Genomic DNA, 17,906 nt, shown 5'->3' with positions numbered 1-17,906 from the left:
CGAAAGGGTAAAAAAATGACTGACATGGCAACCGTGACGAAAATCGCCGGCGAAACCGTCGGCCAGGAGTTCCTGGTTTTCACCCTCGGTGACGAAGAGTACGGCATCGATATCCTTAAAGTGCAGGAGATTCGTGGTTACGATCAGGTAACGCGTATCGCTAACACGCCGGAGTTCATCAAGGGCGTGACTAATCTGCGTGGCGTGATTGTGCCGATTATCGATCTGCGCGTGAAGTTCTCGCAGCCGGACGTGGAGTACAACGAAAACACCGTAGTGATCGTGCTGAATCTTGAGCATCGCGTGGTCGGCATCGTGGTGGATGGCGTGTCTGACGTGCTGTCGCTGACGCAGGATCAGATCCGTCCGGCACCGGAATTTGCCGTCACCATGTCGACCGAGTACCTCACCGGTCTCGGTGCGCTGGGCGAGCGTATGCTGATTCTGGTCGACATCGAAAAACTGCTGAGCAGTGAAGAGATGGCGCTGGTGGATACGCTGCGTAGCGCATAATCGTTCGCAGAGAGTCACGTGTCGCTGATGCGGCCCGTGACTATCACATCCTTTATTAAATCCTTATAAATCAATAGCAAAGCCCACAAATATTTCCTGCCTTCGCTCAATATTCCCGCCGTCAGGTCGATAACTGTATTGCACGATTTTTCTTCATTTCCCAGGGCAAACTATGTTTACGAAAATCCGCGTTGTGACCAGCCTGTTGCTGGTGTTGTTGGTGTTTGGCGTACTGCAGCTGGCTTCCGGCTCGCTGTTTTTTAAAGCGCTGAGTGACGACAAAAAAAGTTTCAATACCTCTCAGCTGGCGAGCAAAAACATTGCCGCCATCAATGATGCTTACATGAGCCTTAACCAAAGCCGCGTGATCCTGACGCGTATCCAGCTGCGTATTGCCACCAGTAAACTGACCGGCACCGAAGCTGACATCAGTACGCTGTTCGGGCAGAGCAGGACGTTCCAGCAGACGGCGCAGGACAAATTCACCCTGTTTAAAAACACGCCGGACACGCCGGGCCAGAACCTGCAGCTCAACCAGCAGCTGGAACAGACCTATAAAGCTTACGCCAGCGCGCTGGCTGAGATGCAGCAGGTACTGCAGCACAACGATACCGCCGCAGCCGGCAAAGTACCGGTGGCTCCGACGCAAAGTGCCTTTCTGGAAAACTACACCCAATGGCGCGCCGATCAGGATCGTCTGACGGCGGCAGGCGTAGCGGCGAACAGCGCCGCTTACGAGCACATGATGTGGCTGCTGGGGCTGGTACTGGCGCTGGTGGTGGGCGTGATCGTGCTGTGCTGGTTCGGCCTGCGTAAGGTGCTGATTAAGCCGCTCAACGACAGCATCCAGCACATTGAACACATTGCGCAGGGCGATTTAACTCAGACCATCACCGTCGAAGGACGTAATGAAATGAGCCAGCTGGCGAGCAAGCTGCAGGAGATGCAGCAGGCGCTGGTGCGCACCGTCAGCAACGTGCGCGACGGCTCGGACGCTATTTTTACCGGCGCCAGCGAAATCTCCGCCGGCAATAACGATCTCTCGGCGCGTACCGAACAGCAGGCGGCGTCGCTGGAACAGACTGCGGCCAGCATGGAGCAGCTCACCGCCACGGTGAAGCAGAACGCCGAGAACGCGCGGCAGGCCTCGCAGCTGGCGCTCAGCGCATCGGAAACCGCGCAGAAAGGCGGAGAAGTGGTCGAAGGCGTGGTGCGCACCATGCACGATATCGCCGGCAGTTCGAAGAAGATTGCCGACATTACCAGCGTGATTGACGGTATCGCTTTCCAGACCAACATCCTCGCGCTCAACGCCGCTGTCGAAGCGGCGCGCGCCGGGGAACAGGGCCGCGGCTTCGCGGTGGTGGCCGGTGAAGTGCGCAACCTTGCCCAGCGCAGCGCGCAGGCGGCGAAGGAGATCAAAGGACTGATTGAAGACTCGGTGCGTCGCGTTGACAGCGGCTCACAGCTGGTCGGCACGGCGGGCAATACCATGGGCGAAATCGTCAATGCGGTGACGCGCGTTACCGACATCATGGGCGAGATCGCCTCGGCGTCGGACGAGCAGAGTCGCGGTATCGATCAGGTCGGCCAGGCGGTGACCGAGATGGACCGCGTCACGCAGCAGAACGCCTCGCTGGTGGAAGAGTCGGCGGCGGCGGCGGCCTCGCTGGAGGAGCAGGCCAGCCGTCTCAGCCAGTCGGTGGCGGTGTTCCGCATTCCACGTGGCGCTCAGCCTGTCAGCAGCACGGGTGTGCGCCATCCGCAGATCGCCCCCCCGCAGGCCAGTGCGCCACGCAAAGCGCTGACCGCGCCGGTCAGCGACGCCAACTGGGAAACGTTCTAAGCTGAAACGGGAGCGGACAACGCGCCGCTCCCTTATCTCCTGCTTTCTTTACTTATAAAACGCTGTAAAAAAGCTTTAATTCAGCATTATCCCTCGTAAAGTCCGGTAAACCCTCTCAAATATTCAGCGCAGCGGTCGATAAACAGGGCGTAACCCCCTTTTTGGAGACACCATGTTAAAACGAATCAACGTCGTCACCAGCCTGATCGCAGTCCTGCTGGTGTTCGGTGCTATGCAATTACTGTCCGGTGGGCTGTTCTGGTCGGCATTACAAAAAGATAAAGAGGCGTTTGCTGTGGCACAAACGTCAAGTAATAACGTCGCTGCCATGTCCGATGCCTGGATTGAACTCAATCAAACCCGTACCGTGCTCAACCGCGCCATGCTGCGCATGCAGGGCAGCATGGCGTCACAGACCAACGGCGGCCAGCTTAACGCACTGATCGCGCAGACGGAGAAACAGCTCGACACCGCGGCCGGTCACTATCAGCGCTATCACGATTTGCCAGCGACGCCAGGACTGTCTGATGCGCTGCGCGACCGGCTGGAAGCGGATTATGCCGCATTCAATAACGGCCTGAAGGCGATGCTGGCCCGGCTGAAAGCCAACGATCTGCAGGGCATGTTTGATCAGAACATCGAAGCCAAGCAGGTCAAAATGAAAGCCACCTATGAAGAGTGGCGCAGCGCGCAGAGTGCTTTAGCCGCTGAGGGCGTGGCGCAGAACCAGCGTGCCTTCCACACCATGATGTGGCTGCTGGCGATCGTCGCAGTGATGGTGATCGCGGTAATTGTCGCCTGCTGGTTTGGCCTGCGCACGGTGCTGATTCAGCCGCTGCATCAGTTGCTCGGTCACATTCGCCATATCGCCGCAGGCGATCTGACGCAGACCATCACCGTTGAAGGGCGTAACGAAATGAGCCAGCTGGCCAGCAGTCTGCATGAGATGCAGCAGTCGCTGGTGCACACCGTCGGCAACGTACGCGACGGCTCGGACGCCATCTTTACCGGCGCCAGCGAAATCTCCGCCGGCAACAACGATCTCTCGGCGCGCACCGAGCAGCAGGCGGCGTCGCTGGAGCAGACCGCAGCCAGCATGGAGCAGCTCACCGCCACGGTGAAGCAGAACGCCGAGAACGCCCGGCAGGCCTCGCAGCTGGCGCTCAGCGCGTCGGAGACCGCACGCAAAGGTGGCGATGTGGTCGAAGGCGTGGTGCGCACCATGCATGACATCGCCGGCAGTTCGAAGAAGATCGCGGATATCACCAGCGTGATCGACGGCATTGCCTTCCAGACCAATATCCTGGCGCTTAACGCGGCGGTCGAAGCGGCGCGCGCCGGCGAGCAGGGCCGTGGTTTTGCCGTGGTAGCGGGCGAGGTGCGTAACCTGGCGCAGCGCAGCGCGCAGGCAGCGAAGGAGATCAAAGGATTGATTGACGATTCGGTCAGCCGGGTTAACGCCGGTTCGCAGCTGGTCGGCACCGCAGGTGACACCATGCAGGATATCGTCGGAGCGGTGACGCGCGTGACTGACATCATGGGCGAAATCGCTTCGGCCTCGGATGAGCAGAGCCGTGGCATCGACCAGGTGGGCCAGGCGGTGACCGAGATGGACCGCGTCACGCAGCAGAACGCCTCGCTGGTAGAAGAGTCGGCCGCCGCCGCGGCCTCGCTGGAGGAGCAGGCCAGCCGCCTGAGCCAGTCGGTGTCGGTGTTCCGCATTCCGCGCGCGTCGGCAGCGGCCCCTGTGCGTCCCCCGCTGACCACGACACCGCCGGCGGCGCGCAAAGCCGCTGCGGCCCCGGTGAGTGACGGAAACTGGGAAACGTTTTAATCACTGCCTGAATCGTCCCCTCTCCCGCAGCGGGAGAGGGTCGCGTGGCTGGCCCTTCACCGGTTTGCTGCTGGTCTTACCCCTTTCACCTCACATAAAGATCCGCGCCTGCGCGCCGATAACACCAGCGATCCGCCAATTAATGAGGTGTTTATGTTTAGTCGTGTTCGAGTGGTATCCGGCCTGCTGTGCGTGCTGGCGTTATTTGCCTTACTGCAGCTGTTTTCCGGAGGAATGTTTTTTTCAACGGTGAAAGCCGATAAAGATAATTTTGCGTACAACCAACGTCTTAGCACCCTGCAGCGGGCGATGGGCACCTCATGGGTTTCGCTGGTACAGGCGCGTAACACGCTGAACCGTGCCGGTATCCGCTATCTGCTGGATAGTCAGCAGGCCGGCTCCGGTGCCACGGTAAAAGATCTGGTGGCGCTGGCCAATACGGAGCTGAAAACCGCCGATCAGAGCTTTGCCGAGTTCAACGCTAACCTGTCGGAAAAGGGCAAAAGCGCAGAGAACGTGCTGACGCTGCAGGCCAACTACAACGCGTTTCGCGGGGCGCTGGCCGAGCTGATTGATTTTCTCAGTGCCGGTAACTTTAAAGGCTTTGTCGATCAGCCAACGCAGGGTTTTCAGGACAAATTTGAAAAGGATTACAACGCCTGGCTCGCCTACAACATTGTGCTGGCAAAACAGGGCATTGACGCCAACGAGAGCGCTTACCAACACGCGATTATGCTGGTAGTCGGCACGCTGCTGGTGACGCTGCTGGTGATTGCGCTGGTGTGGAGCGGCATGCGTACGGCGCTGATCCGTCCGCTGCAGCAGAGCATTGAGCACATCCGCCATATTGCGCGCGGCGATCTGACGCAGCCGGTCGATCTCAGTGTACGCAACGAAATGGGCGACCTGCTCAGTTCGCTGCAGCACATGCAGCAGGAGCTGGCGCGCACCGTACGCATCGTGCGCGACGGTTCGGACGCCATCTACACCGGCGCCAGCGAAATCGCCATGGGCAACAACGATCTCTCTTCGCGTACCGAACAGCAGGCCGCATCGCTGGAGCAGACCGCGGCCAGCATGGAGCAGTTGACCGCTACCGTGAAGCAGAACGCGGAAAACGCCCGTCAGGCGTCGCAGCTGGCGCTGAACGCGTCCGAAACGGCGCAGCAGGGCGGTAAAGTGGTCGATGGCGTGGTCAGCACCATGAAGGACATCGCCGGCAGCTCGAAGAAGATTGCCGATATCACCAGCGTGATTGACGGTATCGCCTTCCAGACCAATATCCTCGCGCTGAACGCTGCGGTGGAAGCGGCACGCGCCGGTGAGCAGGGGCGTGGTTTCGCCGTGGTCGCGGGCGAGGTGCGCAGTCTGGCCCAGCGCAGCGCGCAGGCGGCGAAGGAAATCAAAGGCCTGATTGAAGATTCGGTCAGCCGCGTCAATACCGGCTCGGTGCTGGTAGAGAGCGCGGGCGAAACCATGAGCGAGATCGTCAACGCGGTGACCCGCGTGACCGACATCATGGGCGAAATCGCCTCGGCTTCCGATGAGCAGAGCCGCGGTATCGACCAGGTTGGCCTGGCGGTGAACGAGATGGACCGCGTCACCCAGCAGAACGCCGCGCTGGTGGAAGAGTCCGCGACGGCGGCGGCGGCGCTGGAAGATCAGGCCAGCCGACTGAAACAGTCGGTGGCGGTGTTCAATATTGGTAAAGAATTTGTCGCCCAGGCCGTTAACGTAACTACAGCGCCAAAAATTGCGCGTCAGTCTGCACCGCAGGCGCTGGCGCCAGCGGCAGGAGCTCGTGGCGCTGACGATAACTGGGAAACCTTTTAACCCTTGTGGCCGCCGCAGGGCGGCCCGTGTGAATGGTGTGCACTGGCAGCACAGTAGCAACCGCAGTATCACAATTTAATCAGTTTGTTGCCGGGTGACCCGAAATGAAGAAATCGACGTTATTGGATCAAAATGAAGCCACGACGCTGCTCTCACAAATGGTGCAGCGCCTGCCGCTTTCCGATACACATTTTCGTCGTATCAGCCAGCTGATCTATCAGCGTGCGGGCATCGTGCTGGCCGACCACAAACGCGAGATGGTTTACAACCGTCTGGTACGTCGGCTGCGCATGCTGAATATTGATGATTTTGGTCGCTATCTGGCGCTGCTGGAGCAGGACCCGAACAGTGCCGAGTGGCAGGCGTTTATTAACGCACTGACCACCAACCTGACCTCATTTTTCCGTGAGGCGCACCACTTCCCGATTCTGGCAGAGCATGCGCGCAAACGCAGCGGCAACTACAGCGTGTGGAGCACCGCCGCTTCAACCGGTGAAGAGCCGTACTCGATTGCCATGACGCTGGCGGAAACGCTGGGCACCGGACCGGGGAAATTTTCTGTCCACGCCAGTGATATTGATACGCAGGTGCTGGAGAAAGCGGTAGCGGGCGTTTATCGCCAGGAGGAGCTGCGCACCTTATCGCAGTCGCAGCTGCAGCGCTTCTTCCTGCGCGGCACCGGTCCGCACGCCGGCATGGTGCGCGTGCGCAGCGAGCTGGCCAACATGGTGAACTATGCGCAGCTCAATTTACTGGCGCACGACTGGGCGTTGCCGGGGCCGTTCGACGCGATTTTCTGTCGTAACGTGATGATCTATTTCGATAAAGAGACGCAGGAACAAATCCTGCGCCGTTTTGTTCCCCTGCTGAAGCCGGGCGGTCTGCTGTTTGCCGGGCATTCGGAAAACTTCAGTCAGATCAGTAAAGAGTTCTGGCTGCGTGGACAGACTGTCTATGGACTGACCAAGGAAAGACGATGAGCAAAATCACCGTGATGTGCGTGGATGATTCCGCGCTGATGCGCCAGTTGATGACGGAGATCATCAACAGCCATCCCGATATGGAGATGGTCGCGACGGCGCCGGACCCGCTGGTAGCGCGGGATTTGATCAAACAGTACAACCCGCAGGTGCTGACGCTGGATGTCGAAATGCCGCGTATGGATGGCCTCGACTTCCTCGAAAAACTGATGCGCCTGCGGCCGATGCCGGTGGTGATGGTTTCGTCGCTGACCGGTAAAGGATCGGAAGTGACGCTGCGTGCGCTGGAGTTAGGCGCTGTGGATTTCGTCACCAAGCCGCAGCTCGGCATCCGTGAAGGCATGCTGGCCTACAGCCAGATGATCGCCGACAAGATTCGCGCCGCCGCGCGCGCCAAACTGCATGCGCGTGCCGCCACGCCGCAGCCGGTGATGCTGAAAGCGGGGCCGCTGCTGAGCAGTGAAAAGCTGATTGCTATCGGCTCTTCAACCGGCGGCACCGAGGCGATTCGCCATGTGCTGCAGCCGCTGCCGGCCACCAGCCCGGCGCTGCTGATTACGCAGCATATGCCGCCCGGTTTTACCCGCTCGTTTGCCGAGCGGCTGAACAAGCTGTGCCAGATCACCGTGAAAGAGGCGGAAGACGGCGAGCGTATTTTGCCCGGTCACGCCTATATCGCGCCGGGCGCGATGCACATGGAGCTGGCGCGCAGCGGTGCCAACTACGTGGTGAAACTGAACGACGGACCGCCGGTGAACCGCCATAAACCGTCGGTGGACGTCCTGTTCCGCTCGGTTGCGGTCAACGCCGGGCGAAATGCAGTGGGGGTCATTCTGACCGGCATGGGCAACGACGGCGCGGCCGGGATGCTGGAAATGCACCGCGCCGGCGCGTGGACCATCGCCCAGGATGAAGCCAGCTGTGTGGTATTTGGTATGCCGCGCGAAGCGATAGCGATGGGCGGCACCAGTGAAGTGGTCGATCTGGGCCACATCAGCCAGCATATGCTGGCCAAAATTAGCGCCGGACAGGCATTGCGAATTTAACGAGCCGGTCCTGCCGGACAAGACAACACAGGAGTAGATATGGCTGATAAAAACATGCGCTTTTTGGTAGTGGACGACTTCAACACGATGCGTCGTATCGTCCGTAACCTGCTGAAAGAGCTGGGATTCAATAACGTGGAAGAGGCCGAGGATGGCGTCGACGCCCTGACCAAACTGCGTGCAGGCGGCTTCGATTTCGTTATCTCTGACTGGAACATGCCGAACATGGACGGTCTGGAACTGCTGCAGACCATTCGTGCCGACGCCACGCTGGGCAAACTGCCGGTGCTGATGGTGACCGCCGAAGCCAAGAAAGAGAACATCATCGCCGCCGCGCAGGCCGGTGCCAGCGGTTACGTGGTGAAGCCTTTCACCGCCGCCACGCTGGAAGAGAAGTTGGGCAAAATCTTCGAAAAACTGGGTATGTAAGGAGATGTGATGAGCGACCTTCCGAAACCAACTGAAGAAGCTTCGGCACACGAGATTATTGCCCGGATTGGCTCTCTGACACGTATGCTGCGTGACAGCCTGCGCGAACTGGGGTTGGATCAGGCCATTGCCGAAGCGGCAGAAGCGATTCCGGACGCGCGTGACCGTCTGGATTATGTGGTGCAGATGACCGCACAGGCAGCGGAACGTGCGCTGAACTGTGTGGAAGCGGCGCAGCCACACCAGGACCAGATGGAAGCCGGCGCCACCCAGCTGAAAGGCCGCTGGGATGCCTGGTTTGAAAACCCGATCGAGCTGGCGGATGCACGCGAGTTGGTTTCGGATACGCGCCAGTTCCTTGACGACGTTCCGTCTCACACGGCGTGCACCAACAAGCAGCTGCTGGAAATCATGATGGCGCAGGATTTCCAGGACCTGACCGGTCAGGTAATCAAGCGCATGATGGATGTGATCCAGGAGATCGAACGCCAACTGCTGATGGTACTGCTGGAGAACATGCCGGAAGCCAATGCGGCGGCACGTAAAGAGGGCAACAGCCTGCTGAACGGTCCGCAGATCCATGCTAACGCGCCAGGTGTGGTTTCCAGCCAGGACCAGGTTGACGACCTGCTGGACAGTTTAGGTTTTTAATGCTGATCGGGTGTTCAACCCGCATCCGAACCCTCTCCCGCCCGGGAGAGGGGACCGCACGACGTGTTTTCCCGTCTGATCGCCCTGCATGCCCTTGGGTGGCGTAAATTCTGAAACATAGCAAGACAAGTCCTACGTTGGCGCGAGGATATGTTAAGGTAACCTCGTACAGTTTTGTGAGCTACTTCAAATTCTAAACTGAAACGACTACTCTTTTGCTATGCTGCCATTGGTTCTGACCCGCAAAATTTTCGCTGCTGTAACCTTCGGGGCCCCTGTACTGGTGGCCGTTGCGCCTGCGCAGGCCTTCACTGGCAACAGCGACGTCTCCGCAACACCGTTTGCCGATCCGGCACGTTTCCAGAAAATCGCTGATGGATTACCGGCGCTGGGCTATCAGGACGATACATCGGCGTTCAGTAAAAAGCTGGCGGGCATTGCCAAAAGCATCGGCGAGGCCAGCCAGAACAGCGACAGCGACAGCGATACCACGCTGGGTCAGCAGGCCGGTATCTGGGCGTTTAACCATTTTCGTGATGAGGTTGCCACCCGGGTGGCGGATGAAGGGCAGTCGCTGCTGTCGCCTTATGGCCAGGCACAGATCGATCTCAACGTCGATATGGAGGGCAACTTCAGCGGCAGCGGGGCTTCGCTGCTGACGCCATGGGCCGATCGCTACAATTACCTCACGTTCAGCCAGCTGGGCGTGCACCAGACCGATGACGGGCTGGTGGGCAATGCCGGGCTGGGACAGCGCTGGGTGGCCGGCAGCTGGCTGCTGGGCTATAACGGCTTCGTTGATCGGCTGTTCGACAGCGGCTTGCAGCGCGCTTCGCTGGGCACCGAGGCCTGGAGCGATTACCTGCGCTTATCCGCCAACTACTACACGCCGCTGTCCGGCTGGCGCAATCGCAACCCGTTCCAGCAGCAGCGGCTGGCGCGCGGGTATGATGTCACCACCCAGGGCTATCTGCCGTTTTACCGCCAGCTGGGCGTGTCGGTCAGCTGGCAGCAGTATCTCGGCAACAATGTCGATCTGTTTAATTCCGGCAACAGCTACCACAATCCTTCAGCGCTGACGCTGGGCGTCTCCTACACGCCAGTGCCGCTGGTCACCGTATCGGCCAGCCACAAAACCAGTAATGAAGGCGAGAGCCAGGATCAGCTCGGCTTACGTCTCAACTACCGCTTTGGCGTGGCGCTCAGTCAGCAGCTCAATCCGGATAACGTCGCCGCCGCGCGTTCGCTGCGCGGCAGCCGCTATGATTTGGTCACGCGCAGCAATACGCCGGTGCTGGAGTTTCGCCAGCGTAAAACCCTGTCGGTATTCCTCGCCACGCCGCCGTGGCAGCTCGATGCGGGCGAGAGTTTGCCGCTGAAACTGCAGATCCGCAGTGCTCATCCAATCAGTAAAGTCAGCTGGCAGGGCGATACGCAGGCGCTGAGCCTGACGCCGGGAGCCGATCCCAACGATCCACAGGGCTGGAGCATCATTATGCCGGCGTGGGATGCGTCGCCTGAGGCGAACAACAGTTATCGCCTGTCGGTGACGCTGGAGGACAGCAAGCAAAATCGCGTGACTTCCAACTGGATTACGCTGCAGGTGCAGCCGCCGGTGATGCTGGAGCAGGGGGGCGAAAACCGCTTCGACCTGCTGGCACCATAATCAGCGTGGCACCAGAGAAAAAGGGCAGCCGGAGCTGCCCTTTGCTGCATCCTCAGCCGACACTTGCCGGGATGCCATGAGGGTAAATCATCATCAGAACTGGTACACCAGACCTACCGCGGTAATATCGTCGGTTTTCAGGCGCAGCGCGTTGTCATCTTTCAGCAGGTTGATGCGGTATTCGCTGTAGACCGACATGTTCTTGTTGAAGTAGTAGGTGGCACCCACGGACGCGTATTTGAACAGCCAGGCGTCGCCGACGTTTTCAATATTTTTGCCCTTTGAGCTCACGTAGCCCAGCGACGGACGGAAACCGTTCAGGAACTGATACTGCGCCACGGCTTCAAAATTCACCGCTTTGTTGGCGAACCCGCTGTTACCGATTGGCGTAGCGTTGTGGGATTCGCCGTAGATGGTCGCCAGATAGAGCTGGTTAGCATCATATTTCACCCCGGTTTCCCAGTGTTCGGCTTTCTCACCTCTGCCGTAAGTGGCAAGGTTTTGCGCGCTGACGCGATTGAGGCTGGCATAGGCGGCAACCGCACTCAGGCCAAAGTCGGTGTCATACGAGGTGGAAAGGGCGAAACCATCACCGTTAGAGCGGCGTACCGCCAGGTTTGGCGTTGCCGCGCTGTCGCTGCGCTCGTTTTTCCCTTCGTACTGCGCTGCGACGTTCCAGCCTTTAACCAGACCGAAGAAATCTTTGTTACGCCAGGTCAGCACGCCGGTGGAGCGACCGGACAGGAAAGCATCGACATACCCGGAATCACCGCCGAAGAAAGGCAGCATATCGGTATAGCCCAGCACGTCATAAATCAGACCATAGTTACGGCCATAGTCGATCGAACCAAACTGCGCAAACTTCAGACCTGCATAGCCGAGGCGGGTTTTGTTACCGGCCTGCGCATCGGCACCTTCCGTGTTACGCAGACTGAACTGCGATTGCCAGAAACCGTAGCCGGTCAGCTGATCGGTAATTTTGGTTTCGCCCTTAAAACCGATACGGACATACGATGAGGTATCACCATCATTGGTGGTGTCATCGGAGAACAGGTGCGACACGTTAATTTTGCCGACCAGATCCAGCTTGTTACCATCCTTATTATAGATTTCAGCGGCCTGAGCCACAGAAAATCCCAGCAGCAATGGCATGACTGCTGCCAGTAAAGTGCGCTTCATCATTTATATTTTTACCCTGTGTTATTTTTTAATTTTTTAAGCCCCTGGTGGGGTGACAAGAAAATGACACAAAAGGATAAAGATCAGTAGTGCAATAGTTGTAACAAATAATTTCTTATTGGCTATTTGTGCGATTTTCATACGCCAATTCCATTATTCGGAAATGGGAATCGCTTTTACTTATCATGATTAAGTGAGCGTTTAATCGACGATTAATATTTATCTTATTGATAAATAATGATTAAACTAAGAAGGATATGACTTAATAAAAATAGCGCTTTATTGCCTTAAATAGCACAAGCCTATGCCTTAAAGTTCAATGCTTATGAATCAAAGCAGGCTGATAGTCACCCCGTAAATTATCCGCATTGACGCACTGTGTCGGTTTATTTCAGGCTAAATTATATCCCGATCTTTAATACGTTTAATTACCGGCCAGTCTGGCACAGGGTAGCCAAAATAAGTTAATCAGTTGTTACTTATAAGCGGCCGATCTGCACCACGCCGATGCCTGAACCGGGCTGTCACTTGCACCCGCTAAGCGCAGTGCGCCCCAAAATGGCGCAGCAGACGCCTCATTTTGGCGAAATATCTGCTGTGCGATCACAAAAGCAATATTTCATTTTGCGAATGCATAAATCTGCTAAACAAATTACTACGGTGCCGCTGTCATCGGATGGTTATTCACTTTTTATGCATTAAATGTGCATAGTGAAAGGGTGTAAATCATTGATATTTCGTTGTCTAACCTGATTTATGCATTTTTTCCTCTGGCTGGCACGTTAACTGCACTCTATAGTCGAGCTGCAACTCAGCAACTTTTAACAATTTTAAAACAAAAGCTTCACCCGAAGTGAGGCAGGAGAAATGGCTATGTCACTGCAGGTTTCACGTCACGATTTCGATCAATGGATGATGCCGGTTTATGCCCCTGCGGCTTTTGTGCCGGTGCGTGCCGAAGGTTCTACGCTGTGGGATCAGCAGGGCAAAGAGTACATCGATTTTGCCGGTGGCATCGCGGTGAACGCGCTTGGCCATGCCCATCCCGCGCTGCAGCAGGCACTGACCGAGCAGGCCGGTAAACTGTGGCACACCGGCAACGGCTACACCAACGAACCGATTCTGCGCCTGGCGAAGCAGCTGATTGATGCCACCTTTGCCGACCGTGTGTTCTTCTGTAACTCCGGGGCGGAAGCCAACGAGGCCGCGCTGAAGCTGGCGCGTAAAGTGGCGCACGACCGTTTCGGTGCCGAAAAAAACGGTATCGTCGCCTTCACCAATGCCTTCCACGGCCGCACCCTGTTCACCGTTTCAGCCGGCGGCCAGCCCGCCTATTCGCGCGATTTCGCCCCATTACCGCCAGCCATTCAGCATGCCACCTTTAACGATCTGGCCTCGGCGGCGGCCTTAATTAATGACCAGACCTGCGCGGTCATCGTCGAGCCGATTCAGGGCGAGGGCGGTGTATTACCGGCCGATCCTGCGTTCCTGCGCGGACTGCGCGAACTGTGCGACCGCCATCAGGCGCTGCTGATTTTTGATGAAGTGCAGAGCGGCGTCGGCCGTACCGGCTCGCTGTATGCCTATATGCATTACGGCGTCACACCTGATGTGCTGAGCACCGCCAAGGCGCTGGGCGGCGGCTTCCCCATCGGTGCGATGCTGACGCGTGAAGATCTGGCGCAGGTGATGGGCGTCGGTACGCACGGCACCACCTACGGCGGCAACCCGCTGGCCGGTGCGGTGGCCGGTAAAGTGATTGAGCTGATCAATCAGCCTGAGTTTATGGCTGGCGTGGCCGAGCGGCACCAGTGGTTTGTCACGGCGCTGCAGGAGATCAACCAGCGGCTGCCGGTGTTTAAAGAGATTCGCGGCCTGGGGCTGCTGATTGGCGCGGTACTGAATGACGATTTTGCCGGTAAAGCCAAACAGTTCAACCTGACGGCGGCGGAAGAGGGCGTGATGGTACTGATCGCCGGTGCCAGCGTGGTGCGCTTTGCGCCGGCGCTGAACATCAGCGAGCGTGAAGTAAAAGAAGGGCTGGCGCGCTTCGAACGCGCCTGCGCACGCGTGCTCAAAGGAGCCACATCATGATGGTGATCCGCCCCGTCGAACGTGACGATCTGCCGCAGCTGCTGGCGCTGGCGGGGAAAACCGGCGGCGGTCTGACCTCGCTGCCCGCCGACAGCGAGACGCTGAAGGCGCGCATTGAGCGCTCGCTGCAAACCTGGCAGGACGCGCTGCCGCGCGCTGAACAGGGCTACGTGTTTGTACTGGCGGATAGCAGTGACAATCGCGCCGTCGGCATCTGCGCCATTGAAGTGGCGGTAGGTTTGCAGGATCCCTGGTACAACTTCCGCGTCGGTACCCAGGTGCACGCCTCGAAAGAGCTGAACGTCTACGCCAGTTTGCCGACGCTGTCGCTGAGTAACGATCACACCGGCAGCAGCGAACTGTGCACGCTGTTCCTCGATCCTGACTACCGCGACGGAAAAAATGGCCATCTGCTGTCCAAGTCGCGCTTTCTGTTTATGGCGAATTTCCGCGAGCGCTTCATGAAGCACGTGGTCGCGGAGATGCGCGGCGTCAGCGACGAGCAGGGACATTCGCCGTTCTGGGACAGCGTGGGCAGCCGTTTCTTCTCCATGGAGTTTCGCCAGGCCGATTTTCTCAGCGGCACCGGGCAAAAAGCTTTTATCGCAGAACTGATGCCCAAGCATCCGCTGTATATCCACTATCTGTCGGAAGCGGCACAGCAGGTGATTGGTGAAGTCCACCCGAAAACCGCGCCGGCGCGCGCGGTGCTGGAAGCCGAGGGTTTCCGCTATCTCAACTATATCGACATCTTTGACGGCGGCCCGACGCTGGAGTGTGAGATCGACCGCATCCGCGCCATCCGCAAGAGCAAAGTGCTGACCGCCAGCGAAGGCGAAGCTGAGGCGCACTGGCCGCTGTGTCTGGTGGCGAACTGCGACTATGAGCAGTTCCGCGTGGCGCTGCTGCCGGTCGATGTCGCATCCGGTCAGGTTCTGATTAATCAGCAGCAGCGCACCGCGCTGCGCTGCGACTATGGCGATTCGCTGCGGGTGGTTACCCTGGGTCGCGAGGAGAATAACGCATGACGCATTTTATCAACGGTGAATGGCAGCCGGGCAGCGCGGAGACGCTGAGTAAACACAATCCGGTGAGCGGCGAGATCTTATGGCAGGGCAACGCTGCCTCTGCGGCGCAGGTGGCGGCGGCCTGTGAGGCGGCACGCGCGGCGTTCCCGGCATGGGCACGCCTGCCGTTTGCTGCCCGCCAGGCGCGGGTAGAGGATTTTGCCCGTCTGCTGGAGCGGGATAAAACCGAGCTTGCGGCAATCATCGCACGTGAGACCGGCAAACCGCGCTGGGAAGCGCTGACCGAAGTGCAGGCGATGATCAATAAAGTGGCCATTTCGATTAAGGCTTATCACACCCGCACCGGCGAAAAGGCCGAAGGTGAGAGTTCACTGCGCCACCGGCCGCACGGCGTGCTGGCGGTGTTCGGCCCGTATAACTTCCCCGGCCATCTGCCGAACGGACATATCGTGCCGGCGCTGCTGGCGGGCAACTGCGTGTTGTTTAAACCGAGCGAACTGACCCCCGCCACCGCAGAGAAAACCGTGCAGCTGTGGCAGGAAGCGGGCCTGCCGGCGGGTACGCTGGCGCTGTTACAGGGCGGACGTGATACCGGCCAGGCGCTGGCGCAGGCGGAGCAGATTGACGGCCTGCTGTTTACCGGTAGCGCGGCCACCGGCTATCACCTGCATCGCCAGTTCGCCGGACAGCCGGAGAAAATGCTGGCGCTGGAGATGGGCGGCAACAATGCGCTGATTGTGGAAGATCCGGCCGACATTGATGGCGCGGTGCATATCGCTATTCAGTCGGCGTTCATTACCGCCGGCCAGCGCTGCACCTGCGCGCGTCGTTTGCTGGTGAAACGCGGTGCGGCGGGCGATGCCTTCCTGCAGCGCCTGGTCGAGGTGAGTGCGCGCCTCAAACCGGCAGCGTGGGACGCCGAACCGCAGCCGTTTATGGGCAGCGTGATTTCGCCCGCCGCCGCCGGGCAGATCTTCGCCGCCTGGCAGCAGCGGGTTGAGCTGGGTGGCAAGGTGCTGCTGGCGATGCGCTGGCCGGATCGCGACAGCGCGATTATTACGCCCGGCATCATCGACATGACCGGCGTCGCCGGACTGCCTGACGAAGAGGTGTTCGGACCGCTGCTGCAGGTCATCCGCTACGACCATTACGCGCAGGCGATTGGCCTCGCCAACGACACGCGCTACGGATTGTCGTGCGGGCTGGTGTCACCACAGCGTGACCAGTTTGATCAGCTGTTGCTGGAAGCGCGCGCCGGCATCGTGAACTGGAATAAACCGCTGACCGGCGCCGCCAGTTCGGCACCGTTTGGCGGCGTAGGCGCTTCCGGTAATCACCGTGCCAGCGCCTGGTACGCGGCAGATTACTGCGCCTGGCCGATGGCCTCGCTGGAGAGCAGCAGCTTAGCGCTGCCGGGCAGCCTGTCGCCAGGGCTCGATTTTGCTGCTTCAGGAGCGACATCATGAAGGCGTTTGAAGCAAACTTTGATGGTCTGGTCGGCCTGACGCACCACTACGCTGGCCTGTCGTTTGGCAACGAAGCCTCCACGCGCAATCAGCTGCAGCCCTCCAATCCGCGGCTGGCGGCCAAACAGGGGCTGCTGAAAATGAAAGCGCTGGCCGACATGGGCTATGTGCAGGGGGTTATCCCTCCGCACGAGCGGCCCAACCTGCCGCTGCTGCGCCAGCTGGGATTCAGCGGCAGCGATGCGCAGGTGCTGGCCAAAGCAGCCCGGCAGGCACCGCAGCTGCTGTCAGCGGCCAGTTCGGCGTCGGCGATGTGGGTGGCCAATGCGGCCACGGTTTCGCCATCGGCCGACAGCGCCGACGGCAAAGTGCATTTGACCGTTGCCAACCTCAACAATAAGTTCCACCGGGCGATTGAAGCGCCGGAAACCGCCGATCTGCTGCGCGCCATCTTCCGCGATGGCCGCCACTTCAGCGTACACGACGCGCTGCCTCAGGTGGCGCTGTTTGGTGACGAAGGCGCAGCCAACCATAACCGCTTCGGCGCTGACTATGGCGCGCCCGGCGTTCAGCTGTTTGTCTACGGCCGCGACGGCCAGCAGCAGGGCAGCGCACCGGCGCGCTATCCGGCGCGCCAGACGCGTGAAGCCAGCGCGGCGGTGGCGAGACTGCATCAGCTGGATGACGCGCGCACGCTGTTTGCTCAGCAAAATCCGGCGGTGATCGATCAGGGGGTGTTCCACAACGACGTAATCGCCGTCAGCAATCAGCAGGTGTTTTTCTGCCACGAAGAGGCGTTTGTCGACCAGCCCCAGCTGCTGCAACAGCTGGCGGCTCAGGTGCCGGGCTTCCAGCCGGTTGTGGTGCCGCGCGATCGCGTGTCAGTGGCCGATGCGGTGAACACCTATCTGTTTAACAGCCAGCTGCTGCAGCATCCGGACGGCGGCATGCGGCTGGTGCTGCCGGAAGAGTCGCGCCAGCATCCCGGCGTGTGGCGCTACCTGAGCGAGCTGGTGGAGAGCGGCGGCCCGATTCGCGCGCTGCAGGTGTTTGATCTGCGTGAGAGCATGTGCAACGGCGGCGGACCGGCCTGCCTGCGTCTGCGCGTGGTGTTAACCGAGGCGGAGCGTCAGGCCGTCAATCCGGCGGTGCTGATGAACGATCGCCTGTTTACGCGTCTGAATGACTGGGTGGATCGTCACTATCGCGACCGCCTGACGCAGGCCGATCTGGCCGATCCGCAGCTGCTGAGCGAAGGGCGAAGCGCGCTGGACGAGCTGACACAGCTGCTAGACTTAGGCAGTGTCTACGCGTTTCAGCGTTAACGCCGGGGGCAAATGT

At 59.3% G+C, this 17,906-nt stretch carries 14 protein-coding genes; 13 read left to right on the top strand and 1 reads right to left on the bottom strand.

Annotation, left to right across the window (positions count from 1 at the left end):
* Positions 1 to 15: 15 nt before the first annotated feature.
* The 9 genes from cheW to OXR61_RS02635 all read left to right on the top strand — a co-directional run bounded on the left by cheW (position 16) and on the right by OXR61_RS02635 (position 10,798).
* Positions 16 to 513, top strand: a complete 498-nt coding sequence (gene cheW / locus OXR61_RS02675) for a chemotaxis protein CheW (RefSeq protein WP_021506278.1) — start codon at positions 16 to 18, stop codon at positions 511 to 513.
* 172 nt (positions 514 to 685) lie between these two features.
* Positions 686 to 2,359 (top strand): methyl-accepting chemotaxis protein, encoded by a 1,674-nt coding sequence (locus tag OXR61_RS02670; protein WP_021506277.1) that lies wholly within the window; start codon positions 686 to 688, stop codon positions 2,357 to 2,359.
* A 172-nt stretch (positions 2,360 to 2,531) separates the two neighbouring features.
* Positions 2,532 to 4,193: a methyl-accepting chemotaxis protein gene (locus OXR61_RS02665; RefSeq protein ID WP_021506276.1), complete on the top strand. Its 1,662-nt coding sequence runs from the start codon at positions 2,532 to 2,534 to the stop codon at positions 4,191 to 4,193.
* A gap of 153 nt (positions 4,194 to 4,346) precedes the next feature.
* Positions 4,347 to 6,026 (top strand): methyl-accepting chemotaxis protein, encoded by a 1,680-nt coding sequence (locus OXR61_RS02660; protein ID WP_031279193.1) that lies wholly within the window; start codon positions 4,347 to 4,349, stop codon positions 6,024 to 6,026.
* A gap of 104 nt (positions 6,027 to 6,130) precedes the next feature.
* On the top strand, positions 6,131 to 7,006 hold the full coding sequence (cheR, locus tag OXR61_RS02655; protein WP_031279190.1) for a protein-glutamate O-methyltransferase CheR: 876 nt from the start codon (positions 6,131 to 6,133) through the stop codon (positions 7,004 to 7,006).
* Positions 7,003 to 8,052 (top strand): chemotaxis response regulator protein-glutamate methylesterase, encoded by a 1,050-nt coding sequence (locus OXR61_RS02650; protein ID WP_021506273.1) that lies wholly within the window; start codon positions 7,003 to 7,005, stop codon positions 8,050 to 8,052. Before cheR ends, OXR61_RS02650 begins: the two co-directional genes overlap by 4 nt.
* 39 nt (positions 8,053 to 8,091) lie before the next feature.
* Positions 8,092 to 8,481, top strand: coding sequence for a chemotaxis response regulator CheY (cheY, locus tag OXR61_RS02645; RefSeq protein WP_021506272.1), 390 nt, complete (start codon positions 8,092 to 8,094; stop codon positions 8,479 to 8,481).
* 9 nt (positions 8,482 to 8,490) lie between these two features.
* Positions 8,491 to 9,132 (top strand): protein phosphatase CheZ, encoded by a 642-nt coding sequence (gene cheZ, locus OXR61_RS02640; protein ID WP_021506271.1) that lies wholly within the window; start codon positions 8,491 to 8,493, stop codon positions 9,130 to 9,132.
* A 220-nt stretch (positions 9,133 to 9,352) separates the two neighbouring features.
* The gene (locus OXR61_RS02635; protein WP_267410709.1) at positions 9,353 to 10,798 is read left to right on the top strand and encodes a YchO/YchP family invasin; all 1,446 of its coding nucleotides are present in this window, start codon (positions 9,353 to 9,355) and stop codon (positions 10,796 to 10,798) included.
* Between the two features lie 93 nt (positions 10,799 to 10,891).
* Here OXR61_RS02635 and OXR61_RS02630 read toward each other — a convergent pair whose 3' ends face one another.
* Positions 10,892 to 11,980: a porin gene (locus OXR61_RS02630; RefSeq protein ID WP_031279188.1), complete on the bottom strand. Its 1,089-nt coding sequence runs from the start codon at positions 11,978 to 11,980 to the stop codon at positions 10,892 to 10,894.
* 870 nt (positions 11,981 to 12,850) lie between these two features.
* Between OXR61_RS02630 and OXR61_RS02625 the strand changes: the two genes are divergently transcribed.
* From OXR61_RS02625 to astB, 4 genes are read left to right on the top strand one after another with little or no spacing between them, the layout of a single operon-like run.
* Positions 12,851 to 14,071 carry an aspartate aminotransferase family protein gene (locus OXR61_RS02625; protein WP_021506268.1) on the top strand — a complete coding sequence of 407 codons (1,221 nt, stop codon included), beginning with the start codon at positions 12,851 to 12,853 and terminating at the stop codon, positions 14,069 to 14,071.
* Positions 14,068 to 15,099, top strand: coding sequence for an arginine N-succinyltransferase (gene astA / locus OXR61_RS02620; RefSeq protein WP_267410707.1), 1,032 nt, complete (start codon positions 14,068 to 14,070; stop codon positions 15,097 to 15,099). Before OXR61_RS02625 ends, astA begins: the two co-directional genes overlap by 4 nt.
* The gene (gene astD / locus OXR61_RS02615; protein ID WP_021506266.1) at positions 15,096 to 16,565 is read left to right on the top strand and encodes a succinylglutamate-semialdehyde dehydrogenase; all 1,470 of its coding nucleotides are present in this window, start codon (positions 15,096 to 15,098) and stop codon (positions 16,563 to 16,565) included. The genes astA and astD overlap by 4 nt, the downstream gene beginning before the upstream one ends.
* Positions 16,562 to 17,890, top strand: a complete 1,329-nt coding sequence (astB, locus tag OXR61_RS02610; RefSeq protein WP_021506265.1) for an N-succinylarginine dihydrolase — start codon at positions 16,562 to 16,564, stop codon at positions 17,888 to 17,890. The genes astD and astB overlap by 4 nt, the downstream gene beginning before the upstream one ends.
* The last annotated feature ends 16 nt before the right edge of the window (positions 17,891 to 17,906 follow it).

The organism is Pantoea sp. GM_Pan_4 (assembly GCF_026541005.1).
Taxonomy (GTDB): domain Bacteria; phylum Pseudomonadota; class Gammaproteobacteria; order Enterobacterales; family Enterobacteriaceae; genus Pantoea; species Pantoea dispersa.
Note: the sequence above shows the minus strand (reverse complement) of the source record. Positions and strands in the feature narration are given on the sequence as shown.

Coding starts and splice junctions, on each gene's coding strand:
- cheW (WP_021506278.1), top strand. CDS start 16: ATGACTGACATGGCAACCGTGACGAAAATCGCCGGCGAAACCGTCGGC.
- OXR61_RS02670 (WP_021506277.1), top strand. CDS start 686: ATGTTTACGAAAATCCGCGTTGTGACCAGCCTGTTGCTGGTGTTGTTG.
- OXR61_RS02665 (WP_021506276.1), top strand. CDS start 2,532: ATGTTAAAACGAATCAACGTCGTCACCAGCCTGATCGCAGTCCTGCTG.
- OXR61_RS02660 (WP_031279193.1), top strand. CDS start 4,347: ATGTTTAGTCGTGTTCGAGTGGTATCCGGCCTGCTGTGCGTGCTGGCG.
- cheR (WP_031279190.1), top strand. CDS start 6,131: ATGAAGAAATCGACGTTATTGGATCAAAATGAAGCCACGACGCTGCTC.
- OXR61_RS02650 (WP_021506273.1), top strand. CDS start 7,003: ATGAGCAAAATCACCGTGATGTGCGTGGATGATTCCGCGCTGATGCGC.
- cheY (WP_021506272.1), top strand. CDS start 8,092: ATGGCTGATAAAAACATGCGCTTTTTGGTAGTGGACGACTTCAACACG.
- cheZ (WP_021506271.1), top strand. CDS start 8,491: ATGAGCGACCTTCCGAAACCAACTGAAGAAGCTTCGGCACACGAGATT.
- OXR61_RS02635 (WP_267410709.1), top strand. CDS start 9,353: ATGCTGCCATTGGTTCTGACCCGCAAAATTTTCGCTGCTGTAACCTTC.
- OXR61_RS02630 (WP_031279188.1), bottom strand. CDS start 11,980: ATGATGAAGCGCACTTTACTGGCAGCAGTCATGCCATTGCTGCTGGGA.
- OXR61_RS02625 (WP_021506268.1), top strand. CDS start 12,851: ATGTCACTGCAGGTTTCACGTCACGATTTCGATCAATGGATGATGCCG.
- astA (WP_267410707.1), top strand. CDS start 14,068: ATGATGGTGATCCGCCCCGTCGAACGTGACGATCTGCCGCAGCTGCTG.
- astD (WP_021506266.1), top strand. CDS start 15,096: ATGACGCATTTTATCAACGGTGAATGGCAGCCGGGCAGCGCGGAGACG.
- astB (WP_021506265.1), top strand. CDS start 16,562: ATGAAGGCGTTTGAAGCAAACTTTGATGGTCTGGTCGGCCTGACGCAC.